This window comes from Pantoea sp. MHSD4, assembly GCF_021043305.1.
Classification (GTDB): Bacteria; Pseudomonadota; Gammaproteobacteria; order Enterobacterales; family Enterobacteriaceae; genus Pantoea; species Pantoea eucalypti.
In genome coordinates, this window is record NZ_JAJNDH010000001.1 from 67630 (window position 1) to 84671 (window position 17042).

Sequence of the window (17042 nt, forward strand, 5' to 3'; positions counted from 1 at the left end):
GCAGGTCACACCCTTTTTTATCATTGGCTATTGATTGGTTCTCAAAACCTCATCAAAATAGGTCATCAAAACTGAACACATCACATCAGCAGGGTAGCTTAAAGTGAAACTGACTATTACTCTTTTATTTTTATTAACATCGATTGTTTCTTTTTTATGGATATATCAGGGGTTCGAGAGTCCTTGGTATTTACTTAGTGAAGAAAAAAAATTGTATATATATTCTACGCAAGCGCAAGTGATTGCCGCTATTTATGGCCTAACAGTTACAGGTTATATTTTCCTCAGGAATAACCAAGACAAACAGAAAGAAAGCGACCCAACTAAAATAGATGCGATAAATTTAACTCAAAATAATGAAAGAGTTTTGTTATTTTCGTTAACTTTTTTTTCATTATCAACAATTCTATTGGCTGTTTTTACTTTGGTGTCATTTGATGATAAGTTGGACATAGTTAGAATTGTGTCTAAAAATTTGTGTGCGGCATTTTTCATAATTACGATTTTCCTTTTTTTTTATTTTATCTTATATGTCCTGCGTTTGGATAAAATTGAAAAAGCAAGTGAGGAAATCAAGAAATCCATAGACGAGTATGAAAAAAATAAAAATTCCGCTACTCAGCCCTCGCTGCATATGAATGAAAATGAAAGAAAAATCAATGATAGTGATACGATTGAGGAAAAAAATGAAAACCAAAAATATGCTGACACCACGGCCTCTCTCACTCTATTTCTGCACAAATTTAATCAGTTAGAATTATTCATCAATAGGCTACTTGATAAACTGTATTCTGATCAAGCCCAATCCATTGGTATTAATTTAAATCAGGCTCCATATTATAGCTCTTCTAGAAAATTCAAAAAGCATCGATCTATTTCCATTGCGTTAAATGAGCTAGTTAAATGTGGGTGCATTGATATTCGGTTGAGTAATGACTTGAGAGAAATAATAAGATATCGCAACGCTTTGGTTCATGGTCAGGATTTAATCCCTTCAAATATCATGATTCAAAAGATCAATAGAGTTGCGAAGGAAGTTGAAATTTTATTAGGGAGTTAAGATTAAATTAAGGCTCAATATTGGGCCTTAACTAGGTAGTCAGTAACGCCCGCTTTTGGCACAAAGCTGCCTGTCAGATTAGGTTTGGCTCTGTGCCATAGTTGTGTCACGTCAAATCTAAGATAAAAAATTTCATATTAGGCTAACTTTTATAGGTAAAAGTACCCCACCAACTCATCATCTCTTTACGCTGTTCGAGATAGGTAGAACGGTTGTACGCTCGCCTAACTTCGTTTTTATCAGTATGTGCAAGAGCTGACTCGATGACATCAGGATTAAAGCTAGCTTCGTTGAGCGCTGTGCTCGCTATGGAACGCAAACCATGAGCAACCAACTTGCCGCCATAGCCTATGCGCTTTAATGCGGCATTCGCAGTTTGGCTATTCATTGGTTGTTTGGGATCGTTACGGCTTGGAAAAACATATTGTCGTTTGCCGCTGAGAGGCCGCATAACCTCAAGAATATCGAGAGCTTGTTTTGATAAAGGAACGACATGTTCGCGCTTGGCCTTCATGCGTTCAGCTGGAATAACCCAAAGTTTCGAATCTAAGTCGATTTCTGCCCACTCTGTTCCCGAGGCTTCTGAAGGTCTTACCAGGGTGAGTAGTTGCCACTCTATTAAACATCGGGTGGCTATTGAGAGATTGGACATCACTAATGAACGCATTAGCTTTGGCAGTTCTTCCGGTCGTAATGTCGGCATGTTTTGCTTTTTGGGTTTTTCAAAAGCCATCCCAACACCTGAAGCAGGGTTAGCATCAATCAACCCGGTGTTGACCGCATAAATCATGATCTCGTTAATACGCTGAACAAGACGGCGAACTGTCTCAAGCGCTCCGCGCGCTTTGATAGGCTCAAGCGATTCTACTATCGTTCTAGCTTTAAGTAGTTGGACAGGAATTTCACCAATAGCGGGAAAGACATCCTTTTCCAGCGATCGCCAAATATCCTTCGCATAATCTTCGGTAACGCTTTTGCTCTTAAGCTGGAACCACCTTCCGGCAACAACTGAAAAAATGCTATCCAGCTCAATTTGCCGTTGCTCTGATACTTCCTCTTGCTGTTTTTGCGGGTCGATCCCTTGCGCAAGCAGCGACAAATATTGGTCACGCATCTGGCGTGCAACAGCGAGCGTCAGGGCAGGGTAAGAGCCAAGGCTGAGATTTGTGCGGCTGCTGCTATTTGGCCGTTGATAGCGAAAACGCCATAGCTTCTTACCTGATGTTTTCACGAGCATGAAAAGCCCGTCACCATCGTGCAGAGTGAAGTCTTTTTCTTGAGGCTTAGCTTTGAGGATTTCGTTGTTAGTGAGGGGGCGTGTCATCCGCGCCATGACTGGTTTCCGTCCATAATTGGTACACGTTTTTGGCCCACATTATAGCGTGTACCTAAACGTGTACCAATTATCTCTGGATTCAGGCGGATCGCCTCGGAAGGTTACAGACACAAAAAAGCCCGCAGGGCTTGTGCCGTGCGGGCTCTTAGGACTTCTACGGATGGCACTGGAACCATCTTTGAAGAATTTTGGTGGAGCTGGCGGGAGTTGAACCCGCGTCCGAAATTACTACACCGTCGGCACTACATGCTTAGTCAGTTTTTACATTCGCCGGTTAGCTGCGAACAGACACGCCACTAACAGACTATCCTGATTGGATTTAACGCTTCAACCCCAGGCAAGGCATCCACGCGATCTCTTTTGGGTTTGACTTCTCTTGATCCCCGTCTTAAGAGCGGAAGCTAGGGAGAGAAGGCTAAAAGCAGGTTATTAAGCTGCTAAAGCGTAGTTTTCGTCGTTTGCGACTATTTTTTTGCGGCTTTTTACGAGGCAAACCGCCCCTCGGCATGCTCCTAAGGCTTCACAATCCCGTCGAGTCCAGAATCAGCCCCAGAACTTCAAATACTAGCAACAAAACAAATCAAAATCCAGTGCTTAACGCTTTGAATTCTTCATGATACGTGCTTTATCCAGTTTCCATTCACGGTCTTTGATATCGTCGCGCTTGTCGTGCTCTTTCTTACCGCGTGCAACACCAATCTTCAGTTTGCACCAGGCGTTTTTCCAGTACAGCGACAGCGCCACGATGGTGTAACCTTCGCGGTTAACGCGGCCATACAGTGAATCAAGTTCACGTTGCTTCAGCAGCAGCTTTCGGCTGCGCGTCGGGTCACAGACCACATGGCTGGAGGCAACGGCTAAGGGTTGAAAGGTTGAACCGAACAGAAAGGCTTCGCCATCGCGCAGCAGAATATAGCTGTCGCTGATGTTGGCTTTACCGGCACGAAGTGACTTAACTTCCCATCCTTGTAACGACAATCCCGCTTCATACTCCTCTTCAATGAAGTACTCGTGGCGGGCGCGTTTGTTCATGGCAACAGTGGCAGAACCGGGTTTGTGTGCTTTTTTCTTTGTCATAGTGCGGCGTATTTTACATCACTTAGTCGGTTATCGCATCCCCAGTCCAGCGGGGCGGCAGGAAACGGGATATTCTAGCACACCCTCACTCGGGGACATTTTTGTTTAATCGCTGAAAATGCTATTATTCAGCGGTTTTGTGATGAACAGGAACCATTATGGCTCAGATTAGTCGTTCGGCGCTGGTCCCGTTTAGTGCCGGGCAGATGTACCAACTTGTAAATGATGTGGATGCCTATCCGCAATTCCTGCCGGGTTGCACCGGAAGCCGCGTGCTGGATGCGTCTGAGAATCAGATGACGGCGTCCGTGGATGTGTCGAAAGCGGGCATCAGCAAAACGTTTACCACCCGCAATACCCTGACGGATAACCAGAGCATCCATATGCAACTGGTTGATGGTCCGTTCCGCAAGCTGACTGGCGGCTGGAAGTTCGTCTCGCTGGGCGATGACGCCTGCAAGGTTGAGTTAAGCCTGGAGTTCGAGTTCACCAACATGCTGGTAGAGATGGCCTTTGGGCGGATCTTCAAAGAGCTGGCCAACAGCATGGTGCAGGCTTTCACACAGCGCGCCAAAGAGGTTTACCGTGCCTGATATCTCCGTCGAGGTGGTCTATGCCTTGCCTGAAAAGCAGTATCAGCTCTATGTGAAAGTGGAGCAGGGCAGCACGATTGAACAGGCCATCCTCAAATCAGGACTACTTGAACTGCGTCGTGAGATTGACCTCGCCAGTAACAAGGTCGGCATCTACAGTCGGCCAGTGAAGCTGGATGATGTGGTGAATGAGGGCGATCGTATCGAAGTCTATCGTCCGCTGATTGCCGATCCTAAAGAGTTACGCCGGCAGCGCGCAGAACGAGCGGCAGAAAGCAAAAAATAAGCCCTTATCCCATCAGATACAGCGGATACCCGGCATAAAAAAAGGCGCTCAGTGCGCCTTTTTGCTGTCTGTTGTTTCTGACAATCTTACGGACAATCAGTCGTTGTTCTGTGACAGATTCTGCTTGTTGTCGATATTAGTCAGAACGCCATTACCATCAAAGGTCAGCGTCAGCGTCTGCTGTTTTACGCCCTCATGACCTGGTTCCTGACGGAAAACGTAATACCAGACGTTGCTGCCAAACGGATCTTTCATCATCGGCGTACCGAGCGTGTAAGCCACCTGCTGCTGTGTCATACCGGTATGAATCTTGGCCACATCGTTGGCAACCAGATAGTTCCCCTGGTTGATATCAGGACGATAGACCACGCGCTCTAAGGTGGAACATCCGGCGGTCATCATCAACATTACTACTGCCGCGGCAGTCAGCGTTTTACAGCGCATCTATACATTCCTTTTCCGGGGCCAAACGCCTTTTAAAGGCGGCTTTCTTGCCATCAAAATCTGAACTCTGCCTGCGGCAGGCTTTATTACTCTGGCGACATAAGTGCCGATGATAATAAACCTTTTCGCTGTTGGAAACCTCTACAGAGCAAGCATATGACCACGGAGGGTTAAAAAAGTGCGCTGCTATGCGGCTAAAAGTTCTTTTGCGTTGGCCAGGGTATTGCGTGTGACCTCGCTGCCGCCCAGCAGTCGCGCCAGTTCCTGCAGACGCGCCCGCTTGTCCAGTGGCTGCATATGGGTTTCAGTCATTGCGCCATCGGTCTCTTTGCTGACGTAGAAGTGCTGATGACCACAACCGGCCACCTGCGGCAGGTGAGTCACACACATCACCTGGGTCGATTCACCCAACTGACGCAGCAGTTTACCGACCACGGCAGCGGTCGGGCCGCTGATGCCGACATCCACTTCATCGAAAATCATCGCCGGTGTTTCCATTTTCTTCGCGGTAATCACCTGAATTGCCAGCGCGATACGCGACAGTTCACCACCCGAAGCCACTTTGCCCAGAGGCTGCAGTGGCTGGCCTGGGTTAGTGGTGACCTGGAAATCGACGCGGCTCGCGCCGTCTGCCGTGAGCTGATCCGGATTAAAGGTCAGCGCAATTTTAAACTGGCCGTGCGGCATGGAGAGCAGATGCATACTCTGGGTGATCAGCTGCTGCAGTTCGTCAGCAAAGTGGCTGCGCTGCTGATGCAGTTGCTCTGCGTTTTTCAGCGCGGCCTGATAATGTTCACCCACCAGTGACTGCAGGCTCTCCTGATCGCTTTCATGCTGTGAGAGCAGCTCCGCTTCTGCCAGCAATTGCTGATGCAGTTCGGGCAGACCTTCCGGCGTGACGTGATGCTTACGGGCCAGCGCGATCTGACGTGAGATACGCTTTTCCAGCTCATACAGGCGGTTGGGATCCATATCCAGGCTGTCACAGTAGTGACGCAGCTCATCGCTGGCTTCGGTCAGCTGAATCGCGGCTTCTTCCAGCAGGTTGTGCACGCCGTTCAGCTTCTCATCCAGCGAAGTCAGTTCAGAAATCATCTCACGCGCCGTATAGAGCAGGCTGTTGAGATTCGTGTCATCGCTGTCTGCTAACAGCTGCAGTGCCTGTTGGCTGGTCGACAGCAGTTGTCCGCTGTTAGCCAGACGCTTGTACTCTTCATCGATCTGCTCATATTCACCCGGCTGCGGCGCGAAGTCGTTCAGCTCTTTCAGCTGATACTGCAACAGCTCGCGACGTGATTCGCGTTCCTGCGCCTGCTGCTGATGCAGCGCCAGGGTGCGACAGCTCTGATTCCAGGTCTGATAGCTGGCGCGCATTTGCTGCAGCAGATCGTCGTGACCGGCATAGGCATCCAGCAGATGTTTCTGATGATCAGGTTTAAGCAGAAGCTGATGGGCATGCTGACCGTGGATCTGAATCAGCAACTGGCCGAGGTCGCGCAGCTGAGAGAGCGGCACGGCTGTGCCATTGATAAAGCCACGGGAACGTCCGTCAGCGCTGATTACCCGGCGCAGCAGGCACTCGTTGCCCTCATCCAGATGATTATCGACCAGCCAGCGCTGGGCAGAAGGGGAGGACTTAAGCTGGAAGCGGGCACAGAGGTCAGCCCGGCTGGCTCCCTGACGCACCATGTCAGCATCAGCACGACCGCCCAGACACAATCCCAGCGCATCAATGGCGATAGACTTGCCGGCACCGGTCTCACCCGTGATAGCTGTCATGCCGCGTTGGAAATCAATGTCGAGCTCACGAACGATAGCGAAATTACTGATGGTCAGTTGGGCCAGCATAGGTTCACCTGTATGAATAAACACATATGGTTTTTCATACAGTATAAACTGGTTTTTTATCCAGTAAAGAGGCGAGGCCGGTTTTCAGAACAATTTTTTTGACCAGCCCAGTTTCGAACTCAGCGTATTGAAATAGCTGTAGTTTTTAGGATGGATCAAATCAAGATGACCGGCACTGCGGCGAATCAGTACATCCTCGCCCTCCTGGATGGGCAGCGCAATCTGGCTGTCACAGCTGATCTCCAGGTCACTGCGACGTGAAGAAAAGCGTAAACGGATGGTACTGCTGCTGTTGATCACCAGTGGCCGCGCGGAAAGCGTATGCGGGAACATCGGCACCAGCACAATCGCCTCCAGTGACGGCGTCAGAATAGGGCCGCCCGCCGAGAGTGAGTAGGCTGTAGAGCCGGTGGGCGTTGAGATAATCAGCCCGTCTGAGCGTTGGGAAAAGGCGAACACTTCATCAATGTAAACTTCAAATTCGATCATGTGTGCCACTTTGCCAGGGTGCAGCACCACTTCATTGATGGCAGAGCCGATACGGGGCGAGCAGTCAGATTTGCACACCTGCGCTTCCAGCAGAAAGCGGCTCTCGACGAAATAGTTGCCCTGCAGCACCTCATCCAGCTGTTGCTGTGCGTTATCCGGATCGAGGTCAGTGAGAAAACCGAGATTACCGCGGTTAATGCCGATCACTTTGATGTCATAACGCGCCAGCACCCGCGCTGCGCCCAGCATATTGCCGTCACCACCCACCACGACGGCTAAATCAGCCTGCTGACCAATCTCCGCCAGCGTGCCCGTCTGTACGTCGTGAAGCGACAGCTCCTGGGCAATCTGCTTCTCAACGATCACCTGATAACCTTTGGCCGTCAGCCAGCGCCAGAGCATCTCATGCGTGGTTAACGCAGTAGGATGGCGCGGATGACCCACAATCCCAATGCAGTTAAAGTGTTTGTTCATCTGGTCGGTGTTCCTTATAAGCCAAAACGGCAAGGCAATGTGATAGGTTCCCTTGAATCCGTCATACCAATCCCCATAATAAGCCAACCAGCGAAATGAATGTGCAAAACGCGGAGAAATTCATGAGTAGTAAAGAACAGAACACCCCAAACGAGCAAGTCTCAGACGAAATTCAGCAGGATCAGCAGCAACCTCAGGAAGCGGAGACAGCAGCAGAGGTGGATCCGCGTGATGAGCGTATTGCTCAGCTCGAAGCTGAATTAGCGCAGTCGCAAACCGGTGTGCGCGATGCCCAGCTGCGTGCGCAGGCTGAAGTTGAGAACATTCGTCGTCGTGCCGAAATGGACGTTGAGAAGGCGCATAAATTTGCGCTGGAGAAGTTTGCCAACGAACTGCTGCCAGTCATCGACAGCCTGGAACGTGCGCTGGAAGTGGCAAACAAAGAAGACCCGCAGCTGGCATCCATGATCGAAGGGATTGAGCTGACCCTGAAAGGCCTGCTGGGTGCCGTGCGTAAATTCGGTGTTGAAGTGGTAGGCGAAACGGGCGTGCCATTTAACCCGGAAGTGCATCAGGCAATGTCGATGATGGAGTCTGAAGAGTTTGAGCCTAACCATGTCATGCTGGTGATGCAGCGTGGCTATACGCTGAATGGTCGCCTGCTGCGTCCGGCGATGGTGGCGGTTTCTAAAGCTAAAAGCTGATTCAACGCCTGAATCCTGTCACACGGCCGCGCACTGACGCGGCCGTGTGCTTTCTGGCGTTAATCCGGTAAGACCGGCGTCCAGTCCACCGGTTTTTTACCGGCTGCGCTCAGCAGTTCATTGGTGGTCGAAAAGTGTTTGCTGCCGAAAAAGCCACGATGCGCGGAAAGCGGCGAGGGATGCGGTGCCTGCAACACATGATGGCGCTTGCGATCAATAATGCTGCCTTTCTTCTGGGCATGCGAACCCCACAGTAAAAAAATCACCCCTTCACAGTGCTGGTTAATTGCCGCAATCACATTATCCGTAAAGGTCTCCCAGCCGAATCGGGCATGAGAATGGGCTTTGCCCGCTTCAACCGTTAACACTGTGTTGAGTAACATCACGCCCTGTTTAGCCCAGCTCTCAAGAAAGCCGTGGTTGGGCTTTTCAAAGCCGGGAATATCCTGTACCAGCTCTTTATAGATATTCTGCAGTGAGGGCGGCACCTGAACGCCGGGCAGCACCGAAAAAGCCAGTCCATGCGCCTGATTCGGCCCGTGATAGGGATCCTGACCCAGGATCACAACGTTGACGTCGCCCAGTTCTGTCAGGCGAAAGGCGTTAAACACATCTTTCTGCGGCGGATAGACTGTTACACCCTCGGCGCGCCGATCGGCGACCTGCTTCAGCGTCTCAATAAAATAGGGTTTCTCTTTCTCTTCAGCCAGCACGTCGTGCCAGGTCAGCTTTTCAGCCATGTTCAACTCCCTTAACGTTAGTGCCGTAAGCTTAGCTGTTCCTGCTGTCGACCTGAAGGCAAAAATAATTTTAATAATACAAACTATTTTTGAATGGCAGCGGTTTTGAGATCAACGGGTTAGCGTTAAAGCCGCCTGAATGCCTGATTCGTATTGATACAGGTCAAAGAGGCCTGGAATAAAGAGTGCTATACCGGGGCCTCAAATTTGATGTATTCACGTTTTATTCGGGAGACGCAATCATGATCACGGGTATCCAGATCACGCAATCAAACAACTCACAGTTACTGAACTCATTCTGGCTGCTGGACGAAGAGAAAGCTCAGGCGCGTTGCCTGTGTGCAAAAGCGGGCTATGAAGAAGACCAGGTTGTCGCGCTCAGCGAACTGGGCGAATTTGCCTGGCGTGAAGTGCCGGTTGAAATTAAACCTCAGGTGCGGGTTGAAGGTGGACAGCATCTGAACGTCAACGTTCTGCGTCGTGAAACACTGGAAGATGCGGTTAAACATCCTGAGAACTATCCGCAGCTGACCATTCGTGTTTCCGGCTATGCCGTGCGTTTTAACTCACTGACACCAGAGCAGCAGCGCGACGTCATCACCCGTACCTTTACTGAAAGTCTTTAAGCAGTCTGATTAATCAGGTGATGAAAATAAACGCAAAGCGCACACAGCAATCTTTAGCTTAATTATTAATGAGATAAGAAGTTTAACGTCCGGTATTGTTATGCTCGCGCCTTAAAGAAAACGCGCTGGCATGAAAAACAGTGTGAAAAGGTTATTACTGATTATCAGATAAAAAAAATCGCCTCAATTGAGGCGATTTTTTTATGACGGCGATGATTTATTCCGCATTCTCGTTAGCTGGCGTACTGCCGCTAGCCTTGCGGCGTTTGCCGACATTTTTGGCATCACGATGACGGTTTTTCACCCGCGGTTTTTCAGTTTCGCTGGCTTTCTTCTCTGCACGTTTGGCCAGTACCTTTTTCGACGGTTTTCCCGTGGTTTTGGCACTTGGCGCACGCGTTTCCGGACGCAGCTCATCAATCACACGCGCTTTGATAGGCTCGTTCACATAGCGGGTGATTTTGCCCAGCAGGACGAAATCGTGCGCTTCAACCAGTGAGATGGCGATGCCTTTACGGCCCGCACGACCGGTACGCCCAATGCGGTGCAGGTAAGTATCTGCGGTGCGCGGCATGTCATAGTTAAAGACGTGACTGACATCCTCAACATCAATGCCACGTGCCGCGATATCGGTAGCAACCAGCACGTTAACGCGCCCTTCGCTCAGGCGCTTAATCGCTTCGTTACGTTTCGCCTGCACCATTTCGCCTTCAAGATAGCTGCTGCGAATCCCCGCTTCGTGCAGCCAGCTCACCAGCTCATGCAGACGCTCACGCTTACGCACGAACACGATGCAGCGCGTCACATCCGGCTGTTTCAGCAGGTGAATCAATAATTTTGTCTTGTGCTGCAGATCATCAGCGCGGTAGTACCACTGCTGAATTTTTTTGCGCTCACGACGGCTCGGGTCCGCTTCCAGCTCTACCGGATCGTTCAGCAGACGCTCGGCGAAGTCGCGAATGTTGTCGCCTTCCAGCGTGGCGGAAAAGAGCATGGTCTGCTTACGCCAGCGCGTTTCAGCCGCGATGGTTTCGATATCCTGGGCAAAGCCCATATCAAGCATGCGGTCCGCTTCATCCAGTACCAGGGTTTCTACGGCGCGACAGTCAAAGTTCTCTTCTTTGATGTACTGCAGCAGTCGGCCGGTGGTGGCGACGACAATATCCTGGTTTTCGCTGAACACTTCGGCATGGTTCATGTAAGCCACGCCGCCCGTGATCGTGGCGATATCCAGATGGGTATGTTTCGCCAGTTCACGCGCATGATCGGCAACCTGCATCGCCAGTTCGCGTGTTGGGGTCACAATCAGGATGCGGGGTGGTCCGGATTTCTTGCGCGGAAAATCAAGCAGGTGCTGCAACGCCGGTAACAGATACGCGGCGGTTTTCCCGGTCCCTGTAGGTGCCGAACCCAGAACGTCACGACCCTCCAGTGCGGGCGGAATTGCAGCAGCCTGGATCACTGTTGGGCGCGTAAAGCCTTTTTCCTGCAACGCTTGTAGCAGGCTTTCGTCGAGTTCGAGTTCGGAAAATGTGGTTACTGTCATGGTCTACCTCAGTTTGGGGCGCTGATTATAGACAGATCAGACTGAATCTTCATCTGTTAATCCGTTTCGGCTGCGCCTGGGGGTGTCTGTCGCGTGAATTCCCTCTGTCGTCACGTTACACTCATGCGCTGCCGTACGGCAGGAAAAAACGATGGTAGTGACGAATGATGCAGGATAAGCCGCGTGAACGGCCACAGTTAAACAAGAACGGTTTTACCTTTAAACAATTTTTTGTCGCACACGATCGCTGTGCGATGAAAGTGGGCACCGATGCCATTCTGCTCGGGTCCTGGGCGCCCGTTGCCGGTGTCAGGCGCATTCTGGATATTGGCAGCGGCAGCGGGCTTATCGCGCTGATGCTGGCACAGCGCACGCCGTCGCCGGTTGAAATCGATGCGGTTGAGTTAGAACCGGAAGCCGCAGGGCAGGCGCAGGAGAATGTGCAGCAGTCGCCGTGGCCCGAACGTATTCGGGTGCATCAGCAGGATATCGCCGGCTGGGCTGAGCAGTGTGATAAACGTTACTCGCTTATCGTCAGCAATCCCCCGTATTTCGCGCCGGGCGTGGCCTGCTCCTCCGCGGCGCGCGACAGCGCACGCTCGACGGCTTCGCTCGACCATCAGACGCTCCTACGCAGTGCCGCGTTACTGATTGAAGAGGAGGGGATGTTCTGTGTCGTGCTGCCCTCGGCTTCCGGCCAGGCGTTTATCGATCTGGCTAAGGCGGATGGCTGGCATCTGCGTTTCCGGCTGGACGTGGCGGAATATGCCCATCGTCCGCCACATCGCGTTGTGCTGGCTTTTTCACCGCAGGCCGGTGAAACGTTACTGGAGCGTCTGGCCATCCGCGCGCCGGACACCCGCTATTCCGATGAGTGGTGCAGCCTGACGCGGGAGTTTTACCTCTTCATGTAGCCCGGTGGTGTCAGAATGGTCGGCAGCGCCTCTGGCAGTAAATCCGGGTAGTCGCGGATAAAGTGCAGGCCACGGCTCTCTTTCCGCTCCAGCGCGCAGCGCACCATCAGGTCAGCGACCTGGACCAGGTTACGCAGCTCCAGCAGATTATTGGAGAGGCGGAAATGGCAATAATATTCGTCGATCTCCTGCTGAAGCAGGTTAATGCGGCGCAACGCCCGCTCCAGACGCCGGGTCGTGCGGACAATACCGACATAATCCCACATAAATAGCCTCAGCTCGTGCCAGTTATGCTGTATTACCACGCGCTCATCGGCGTCATCGACCTGGCTTTCATCCCATGCAGGCAATGCAGTAACGGCTTCAATGGCGGGCAGCGTCTTGATCAGCGCTTCTGCCGCAGACCAGCCATAAACCAGACACTCCAGCAGTGAATTCGAAGCCATGCGATTAGCGCCGTGCAGGCCGGTGTAACTCACCTCACCGATGGCATAGAGCCCATTGACGTCAGTCTGACCATGCTGATCGACCATGACACCGCCACAGGTGTAATGCGCGGCAGGCACAATCGGGATGGGCTCTTTGGTCAGGTCAAAGCCAAAGGTCAGCAACTTCTCATAGATCATCGGGAAGTGCGCGCGAACAAATTCTTCAGGCTGGTGGCTGATATCCAGATACATACAGTCGACACCCAGCCGCTTCATTTCATGATCGATGGCCCGGGCGACGATATCGCGCGGAGCCAGTTCGGCACGCTCATCAAAATCGGGCATGAAACGACTGCCATCGGGACGCAGCAGCCAGGCACCTTCACCGCGTAATGCTTCGGTTAACAGGAAATTCTGCGCCTGCGGATGAAACAGGCAGGTTGGGTGGAACTGGTTAAATTCCAGATTGGCGACCCGACAGCCCGCGCGCCACGCCATGGCGATGCCATCACCGGAGGCGATATCGGGGTTGGTGGTGTATTGATAGACTTTGGCGGCACCGCCAGTGGCGACCACAACGGCTCGTGCCCGACAGGTTTCGACCCGCTCGCGATTGCGGTTCCAGATCCATGCACCGACCACCCGGCGTGTGCCCGGCAGGCCGATTTTATCTGAGAGAATCAGGTCGACCGCATTGGTACGTTCGAGAATCCGGATGTTGGGGTGGCTGAGCGCCTGACTCACCAGCGTGGTTTCAACCGCGTGACCGGTGGCGTCAGCGCTGTGCAGGATGCGACGATGACTGTGGCCGCCTTCGCGCGTCAGGTGATAGCGCATATCGCCCGCTGCCTGCGGGTCGAGATCAAACGCGACGCCGTTGTCGATCAGCCACTGTACGCAATGCCGCGCATTACTGGCAATAAACGAGACAGCATCACGGTCGCATAAACCTGCGCCAGCAATCAGCGTATCTTCGATGTGCGACTCAATGCTATCCGTCTCATCAAACACCGCAGCAATACCGCCCTGGGCATAGAGCGTTGAACCCTCATTCACCTGCGCTTTACTGAGTACGGTCACCTGACAATGCTTCGCCAGCCGTAACGCCAGCGACAGACCGGCGGCACCGCTGCCAACAATTAATACATCGCACTCATAATCCGGGGTCACATTCATCATAATGTTTAATTTACTAAACAAGAATACGTCTGAGCATAAGCGCAATAGGGGTTTCTGTGAAGTATTTTAAACATCAGCTCACGCTATTCGGCAGTGAATTTCTCAAAGTTACCTATAATCAGTAAGTTAAAATCGTGCTGCTAACGAGGTGGTTTTTTATAGCAAACTTATTAAACCTAAAGGATTTAATGATGAAAAAGCTCTTGTCATAGGTTACTCTGCCTGCGATTTACGCGCCTGACACTGAACGAAAACGAACAACCTGTGTAATGGCTATTGGCGTGTTAAATATCAGGGCGAGAAGTGAACTTCGCACCACATCACAACTCTAAGCGCATGCTTGCTCAGAACATGAGATGTGCTGGCAGTTACTTTTGCATATGAAAAATTTGGGGAGACATTACCTCGGATGAGCGAGCAGTTAACGGATCAGGTCCTTGTCGAGCGGGTACAGAAGGGAGATCAAAAATCGTTCAACTTACTGGTAATTCGTTACCAGCATAAAGTGGCGAGTCTGGTTTCACGCTATGTTCCCTCGGGCGACGTCCCTGATGTAGTACAGGAATCGTTTATTAAAGCGTATCGCGCACTGGACTCATTCCGGGGCGATAGCGCGTTTTATACCTGGCTGTACCGCATTGCGGTTAACACAGCGAAAAATTACCTGGTTGCTCAGGGGCGACGTCCGCCATCCAGCGATGTGGATGCGATTGACGCAGAAAATTTCGAAAGTGCGGGTGCATTAAAAGAAATTTCGAACCCTGAGAACTTAATGTTGTCTGACGAATTGAAACAAATTGTCTTTCGTACCATCGAGGCGCTACCTGAGGACTTGCGTATGGCAATCACCCTCAGGGAACTGGACGGTCTGAGTTATGAAGAGATCGCCGTCATTATGGATTGCCCGGTAGGCACTGTTCGATCACGTATCTTTCGTGCGCGAGAGGCCATTGATAACAAAGTTCAACCGCTTATCCAACGTTAGTGATAACGGCTACTGGAAGGGTACATAGGCATGCAGAAAGAAAAACTTTCCGCTTTAATGGATGGTGAGACCTTAGATAACGAGCTGTTTTCCGCCTTGTCTAAGGACACAGAATTACAGAAAAGCTGGGCGAGCTATCATCTCATCCGCGATACAATGCGCGGTGATACAGGCGATGTCCTGCATTTCGATATCTCTGCGCGCGTCGCTGCTGCCATCGAAAAAGAACCTAAACGTTCGGTCACTACGCTGATCCCTGAAGCTCAGCCAGAACCTTCCCGCTGGGAAAAAATGCCGTTCTGGAAAAAAGCGCGTCCATGGGCTGCGCAACTGACTCAGGTGGGTGTGGCTGCCTGTGTTTCACTGGCCGTGATCGTGGGTGTTCAGCACTACAATCAGCCGGCAGGCAGTGCCACGCAGACCTCTGACTCTCCGGTATTCAATACCATGCCGATGATGGGGAAAGCGTCGCCGGTGAGCCTGGGTGTGCCGTCAGATGCGTTTGATACTAACAGCTCAAATCAGCAGGTTCAGGACCAGCGCCGTCGCGTAAATGCGATGCTGCAGGACTATGAACTGCAACGTCGCCTGCATGCTGACCAGCTGCAGATTGAAACCAATGCGCCAAAACAGGCGCAGGTTGATGTTCCCGGAAACCAATCATTAGGACAGCAGCAGCAGTAATGAAGCCGCTTTGGTATGCTGTTAGCCTGCTGACAGGCAGTCTGTTATGGTCATCTGCCGCCCCGGCGCAAACTACCGCGTCCGGGGCGTTATTGCAGCAGATGGAGCAGGCAAGTCAGAACCTCAACTACGAATTCGCCTATATCAACGTCTCGCGCATCGGCATTGAATCGCTGCGTTATCGTCACGCTGTGATCGATAACCGGATATTCGCGCAGTTGTTACAGATGGACGGGCCTCGCCGGGAAGTTATCCAGCGTGGCAACGATATCAGCTACTTCGAACCCGGCCTCGATCCCTTTTCGCTTCCCGGCAATCATATTATCGATGCCTTGCCCTCGGTAATTTTTGCTGACTTCACCAAACTTGCCTCAGCCTACGATTTTATTACCGTAGGGCGCTCCCGCATTGCCGATCAAATGTGTGATGTACTGCGTATCGTTTCCCGTGACGGCACCCGTTACAGCTATGTGGTCTGGCTGGATGTGGACACCAAACTGCCGCTGCGAATCGACCTGCTTGATCGTGATGGCGAAACGCTGGAGCAGTTCCGCGTGATCAGCTTTGCGGTGGATGAAGGGGTACGAAATCTGATGCAGGGACTCGAGAAAGCGAATCTGCCTCCGTCGCTATCCGTGCCGAAAGGGGATGCGGTTACGCTTACCTGGCAACCTGGCTGGATACCTGCCGGCATGTCCCTGGTGTCGCAGAATCGCCGTACACTGCCGGGGCTGAACAAAAATATGGAGTCGAAGCTCTACAGCGATGGGCTGTTTAGTTTCGCCATCAACGTGACGCCAGCCGATAAAACCAGTCTGACGCAGACATTGCGCACGGGACGTCGTACGGTCCAGACCGTTGTGCGCAATAATAACGAAATTGCAGTGATTGGCGAATTGCCGCCCTCCACCGCAAAACGTATTGCGGACAGCATTGACCTGGGGTCACAAAAATGATGAGAGAATGGGCCACCGTAGTGGCATGGCAGGATGGCATCGCCACACTGCATACCGAAGCAAAAACGTCCTGCAACAGTTGCCAGGCGCGTAAAGGCTGTGGCAGTCATATGCTGAATAAACTCGGTCCAAAAAACGCCCATGTGATGCAAATCGCCAGCAGTAAGCCGCTGCAACCTGGACAACGCATCGAGCTCGGCATCAAAGAGAGCAGCCTGCTTGGTTCAGCACTGCTGGTCTATATGACGCCGCTGTCTGGTCTTTTCCTGGTGGCCGGGCTGTTTCAGGCGCTGTTTAACAGCGATCTGGCTGCGGCCTGCGGTGCGCTGCTGGGTGGCATCGGCGGTTTTATTGTTGCTAAAGGTGTTTCAATGAAATTTGGCGATCGTGAAGCTTTTCAGCCGGTCATTCTGAGCATTGCCTTGCCTCCTGATGCGCTGCGTGTTGAAAGCGAAGCGTAACGTACGTCCAGGCCGCGCATCTCGCGGCCTTTGTCCATTCTGCTTTGCGCAGATATCTGTTTCGCTTCCACCACGTTCCATTCTTTTATGCGCGGCGTTAACAGTGTAATATGCGTCGTCATTAATGAGGCTGACAGGATTGTGGGTAAAGAGCGATCTTCCTGAATGTGTCTGTGCTCAGGTTTTCAACTGAATTTTAAGCGAAGATATCC

The 17042-nt window shown here is 51.6% G+C and carries 18 protein-coding genes and 1 other RNA gene; 10 read left to right on the plus strand and 9 right to left on the minus strand.

Annotation, left to right across the window (positions count from 1 at the left end):
• Positions 1-103 precede the first annotated feature (103 nt).
• On the plus strand, positions 104-1060 hold the full coding sequence (locus tag LQK91_RS00340; RefSeq protein ID WP_105098899.1) for a hypothetical protein: 957 nt from the start codon (positions 104-106) through the stop codon (positions 1058-1060).
• Between the two features lie 142 nt (positions 1061-1202).
• Here LQK91_RS00340 and LQK91_RS00345 read toward each other — a convergent pair whose 3' ends face one another.
• From LQK91_RS00345 to smpB, 3 genes are all read right to left on the minus strand, one after another.
• Positions 1203-2393: an integrase domain-containing protein gene (locus LQK91_RS00345; RefSeq protein WP_105098900.1), complete on the minus strand. Its 1191-nt coding sequence runs from the start codon at positions 2391-2393 to the stop codon at positions 1203-1205.
• Positions 2394-2585: 192 nt separating this feature from the next.
• Positions 2586-2947: a transfer-messenger RNA gene (gene ssrA, locus LQK91_RS00350) on the minus strand.
• A 43-nt stretch (positions 2948-2990) separates the two neighbouring features.
• Positions 2991-3473, minus strand: a complete 483-nt coding sequence (gene smpB, locus LQK91_RS00355; protein ID WP_003848573.1) for an SsrA-binding protein SmpB — start codon at positions 3471-3473, stop codon at positions 2991-2993.
• A gap of 158 nt (positions 3474-3631) precedes the next feature.
• Between smpB and LQK91_RS00360 the strand changes: the two genes are divergently transcribed.
• Positions 3632-4066, plus strand: a complete 435-nt coding sequence (locus LQK91_RS00360; protein WP_008926724.1) for a type II toxin-antitoxin system RatA family toxin — start codon at positions 3632-3634, stop codon at positions 4064-4066.
• Complete coding sequence (locus LQK91_RS00365) at positions 4059-4352, plus strand: RnfH family protein (protein ID WP_008926723.1); 294 nt, start codon at positions 4059-4061, stop codon at positions 4350-4352. The genes LQK91_RS00360 and LQK91_RS00365 overlap by 8 nt, the downstream gene beginning before the upstream one ends.
• A gap of 96 nt (positions 4353-4448) precedes the next feature.
• On the opposite strand, the gene bamE is transcribed toward LQK91_RS00365, so the two are convergent.
• From bamE to nadK, 3 genes are all read right to left on the minus strand, one after another.
• Complete coding sequence (gene bamE, locus LQK91_RS00370) at positions 4449-4796, minus strand: outer membrane protein assembly factor BamE (protein WP_003848578.1); 348 nt, start codon at positions 4794-4796, stop codon at positions 4449-4451.
• Between the two features lie 186 nt (positions 4797-4982).
• Entirely contained in the window at positions 4983-6644 is a 1662-nt protein-coding gene (gene recN / locus LQK91_RS00375) for a DNA repair protein RecN (RefSeq protein ID WP_146257611.1), read from the minus strand.
• Positions 6645-6728: 84 nt separating this feature from the next.
• Positions 6729-7607 (minus strand): NAD(+) kinase, encoded by an 879-nt coding sequence (gene nadK, locus LQK91_RS00380; protein WP_003848582.1) that lies wholly within the window; start codon positions 7605-7607, stop codon positions 6729-6731.
• A 122-nt stretch (positions 7608-7729) separates the two neighbouring features.
• On the opposite strand from nadK, the gene grpE reads away from it, so the two are divergent.
• The gene (gene grpE, locus LQK91_RS00385) at positions 7730-8311 is read left to right on the plus strand and encodes a nucleotide exchange factor GrpE (RefSeq protein WP_003848585.1); all 582 of its coding nucleotides are present in this window, start codon (positions 7730-7732) and stop codon (positions 8309-8311) included.
• 59 nt (positions 8312-8370) lie between these two features.
• Here grpE and ung read toward each other — a convergent pair whose 3' ends face one another.
• On the minus strand, positions 8371-9051 hold the full coding sequence (ung, locus tag LQK91_RS00390; protein ID WP_105098901.1) for a uracil-DNA glycosylase: 681 nt from the start codon (positions 9049-9051) through the stop codon (positions 8371-8373).
• A gap of 242 nt (positions 9052-9293) precedes the next feature.
• On the opposite strand from ung, the gene grcA reads away from it, so the two are divergent.
• The gene (grcA, locus tag LQK91_RS00395) at positions 9294-9677 is read left to right on the plus strand and encodes an autonomous glycyl radical cofactor GrcA (RefSeq protein WP_008926720.1); all 384 of its coding nucleotides are present in this window, start codon (positions 9294-9296) and stop codon (positions 9675-9677) included.
• Between the two features lie 217 nt (positions 9678-9894).
• On the opposite strand, the gene srmB is transcribed toward grcA, so the two are convergent.
• On the minus strand, positions 9895-11223 hold the full coding sequence (gene srmB, locus LQK91_RS00400; protein WP_003848590.1) for an ATP-dependent RNA helicase SrmB: 1329 nt from the start codon (positions 11221-11223) through the stop codon (positions 9895-9897).
• A 164-nt stretch (positions 11224-11387) separates the two neighbouring features.
• On the opposite strand from srmB, the gene trmN reads away from it, so the two are divergent.
• Positions 11388-12137: a tRNA(1)(Val) (adenine(37)-N(6))-methyltransferase TrmN gene (gene trmN, locus LQK91_RS00405; protein ID WP_078804675.1), complete on the plus strand. Its 750-nt coding sequence runs from the start codon at positions 11388-11390 to the stop codon at positions 12135-12137.
• Here the strand turns inward: trmN and nadB are convergent.
• Complete coding sequence (gene nadB / locus LQK91_RS00410; protein ID WP_164913094.1) at positions 12122-13741, minus strand: L-aspartate oxidase; 1620 nt, start codon at positions 13739-13741, stop codon at positions 12122-12124. The genes trmN and nadB overlap by 16 nt on opposite strands.
• A 412-nt stretch (positions 13742-14153) precedes the next feature.
• On the opposite strand from nadB, the gene rpoE reads away from it, so the two are divergent.
• Genes rpoE through rseC form a run of 4 tightly spaced genes read left to right on the plus strand, consistent with a single transcriptional unit; the run spans position 14154 to position 16830 of the window.
• Complete coding sequence (rpoE, locus tag LQK91_RS00415) at positions 14154-14729, plus strand: RNA polymerase sigma factor RpoE (protein ID WP_003848595.1); 576 nt, start codon at positions 14154-14156, stop codon at positions 14727-14729.
• A gap of 30 nt (positions 14730-14759) precedes the next feature.
• On the plus strand, positions 14760-15413 hold the full coding sequence (gene rseA, locus LQK91_RS00420) for an anti-sigma-E factor RseA (RefSeq protein ID WP_105098902.1): 654 nt from the start codon (positions 14760-14762) through the stop codon (positions 15411-15413).
• A complete protein-coding gene (rseB, locus tag LQK91_RS00425; RefSeq protein WP_003848599.1) occupies positions 15413-16369 on the plus strand; it encodes a sigma-E factor regulatory protein RseB in 957 nt (318 codons plus the stop codon). Before rseA ends, rseB begins: the two co-directional genes overlap by 1 nt.
• Positions 16366-16830: a SoxR-reducing system protein RseC gene (gene rseC / locus LQK91_RS00430; RefSeq protein WP_008926717.1), complete on the plus strand. Its 465-nt coding sequence runs from the start codon at positions 16366-16368 to the stop codon at positions 16828-16830. Before rseB ends, rseC begins: the two co-directional genes overlap by 4 nt.
• The last annotated feature ends 212 nt before the right edge of the window (positions 16831-17042 follow it).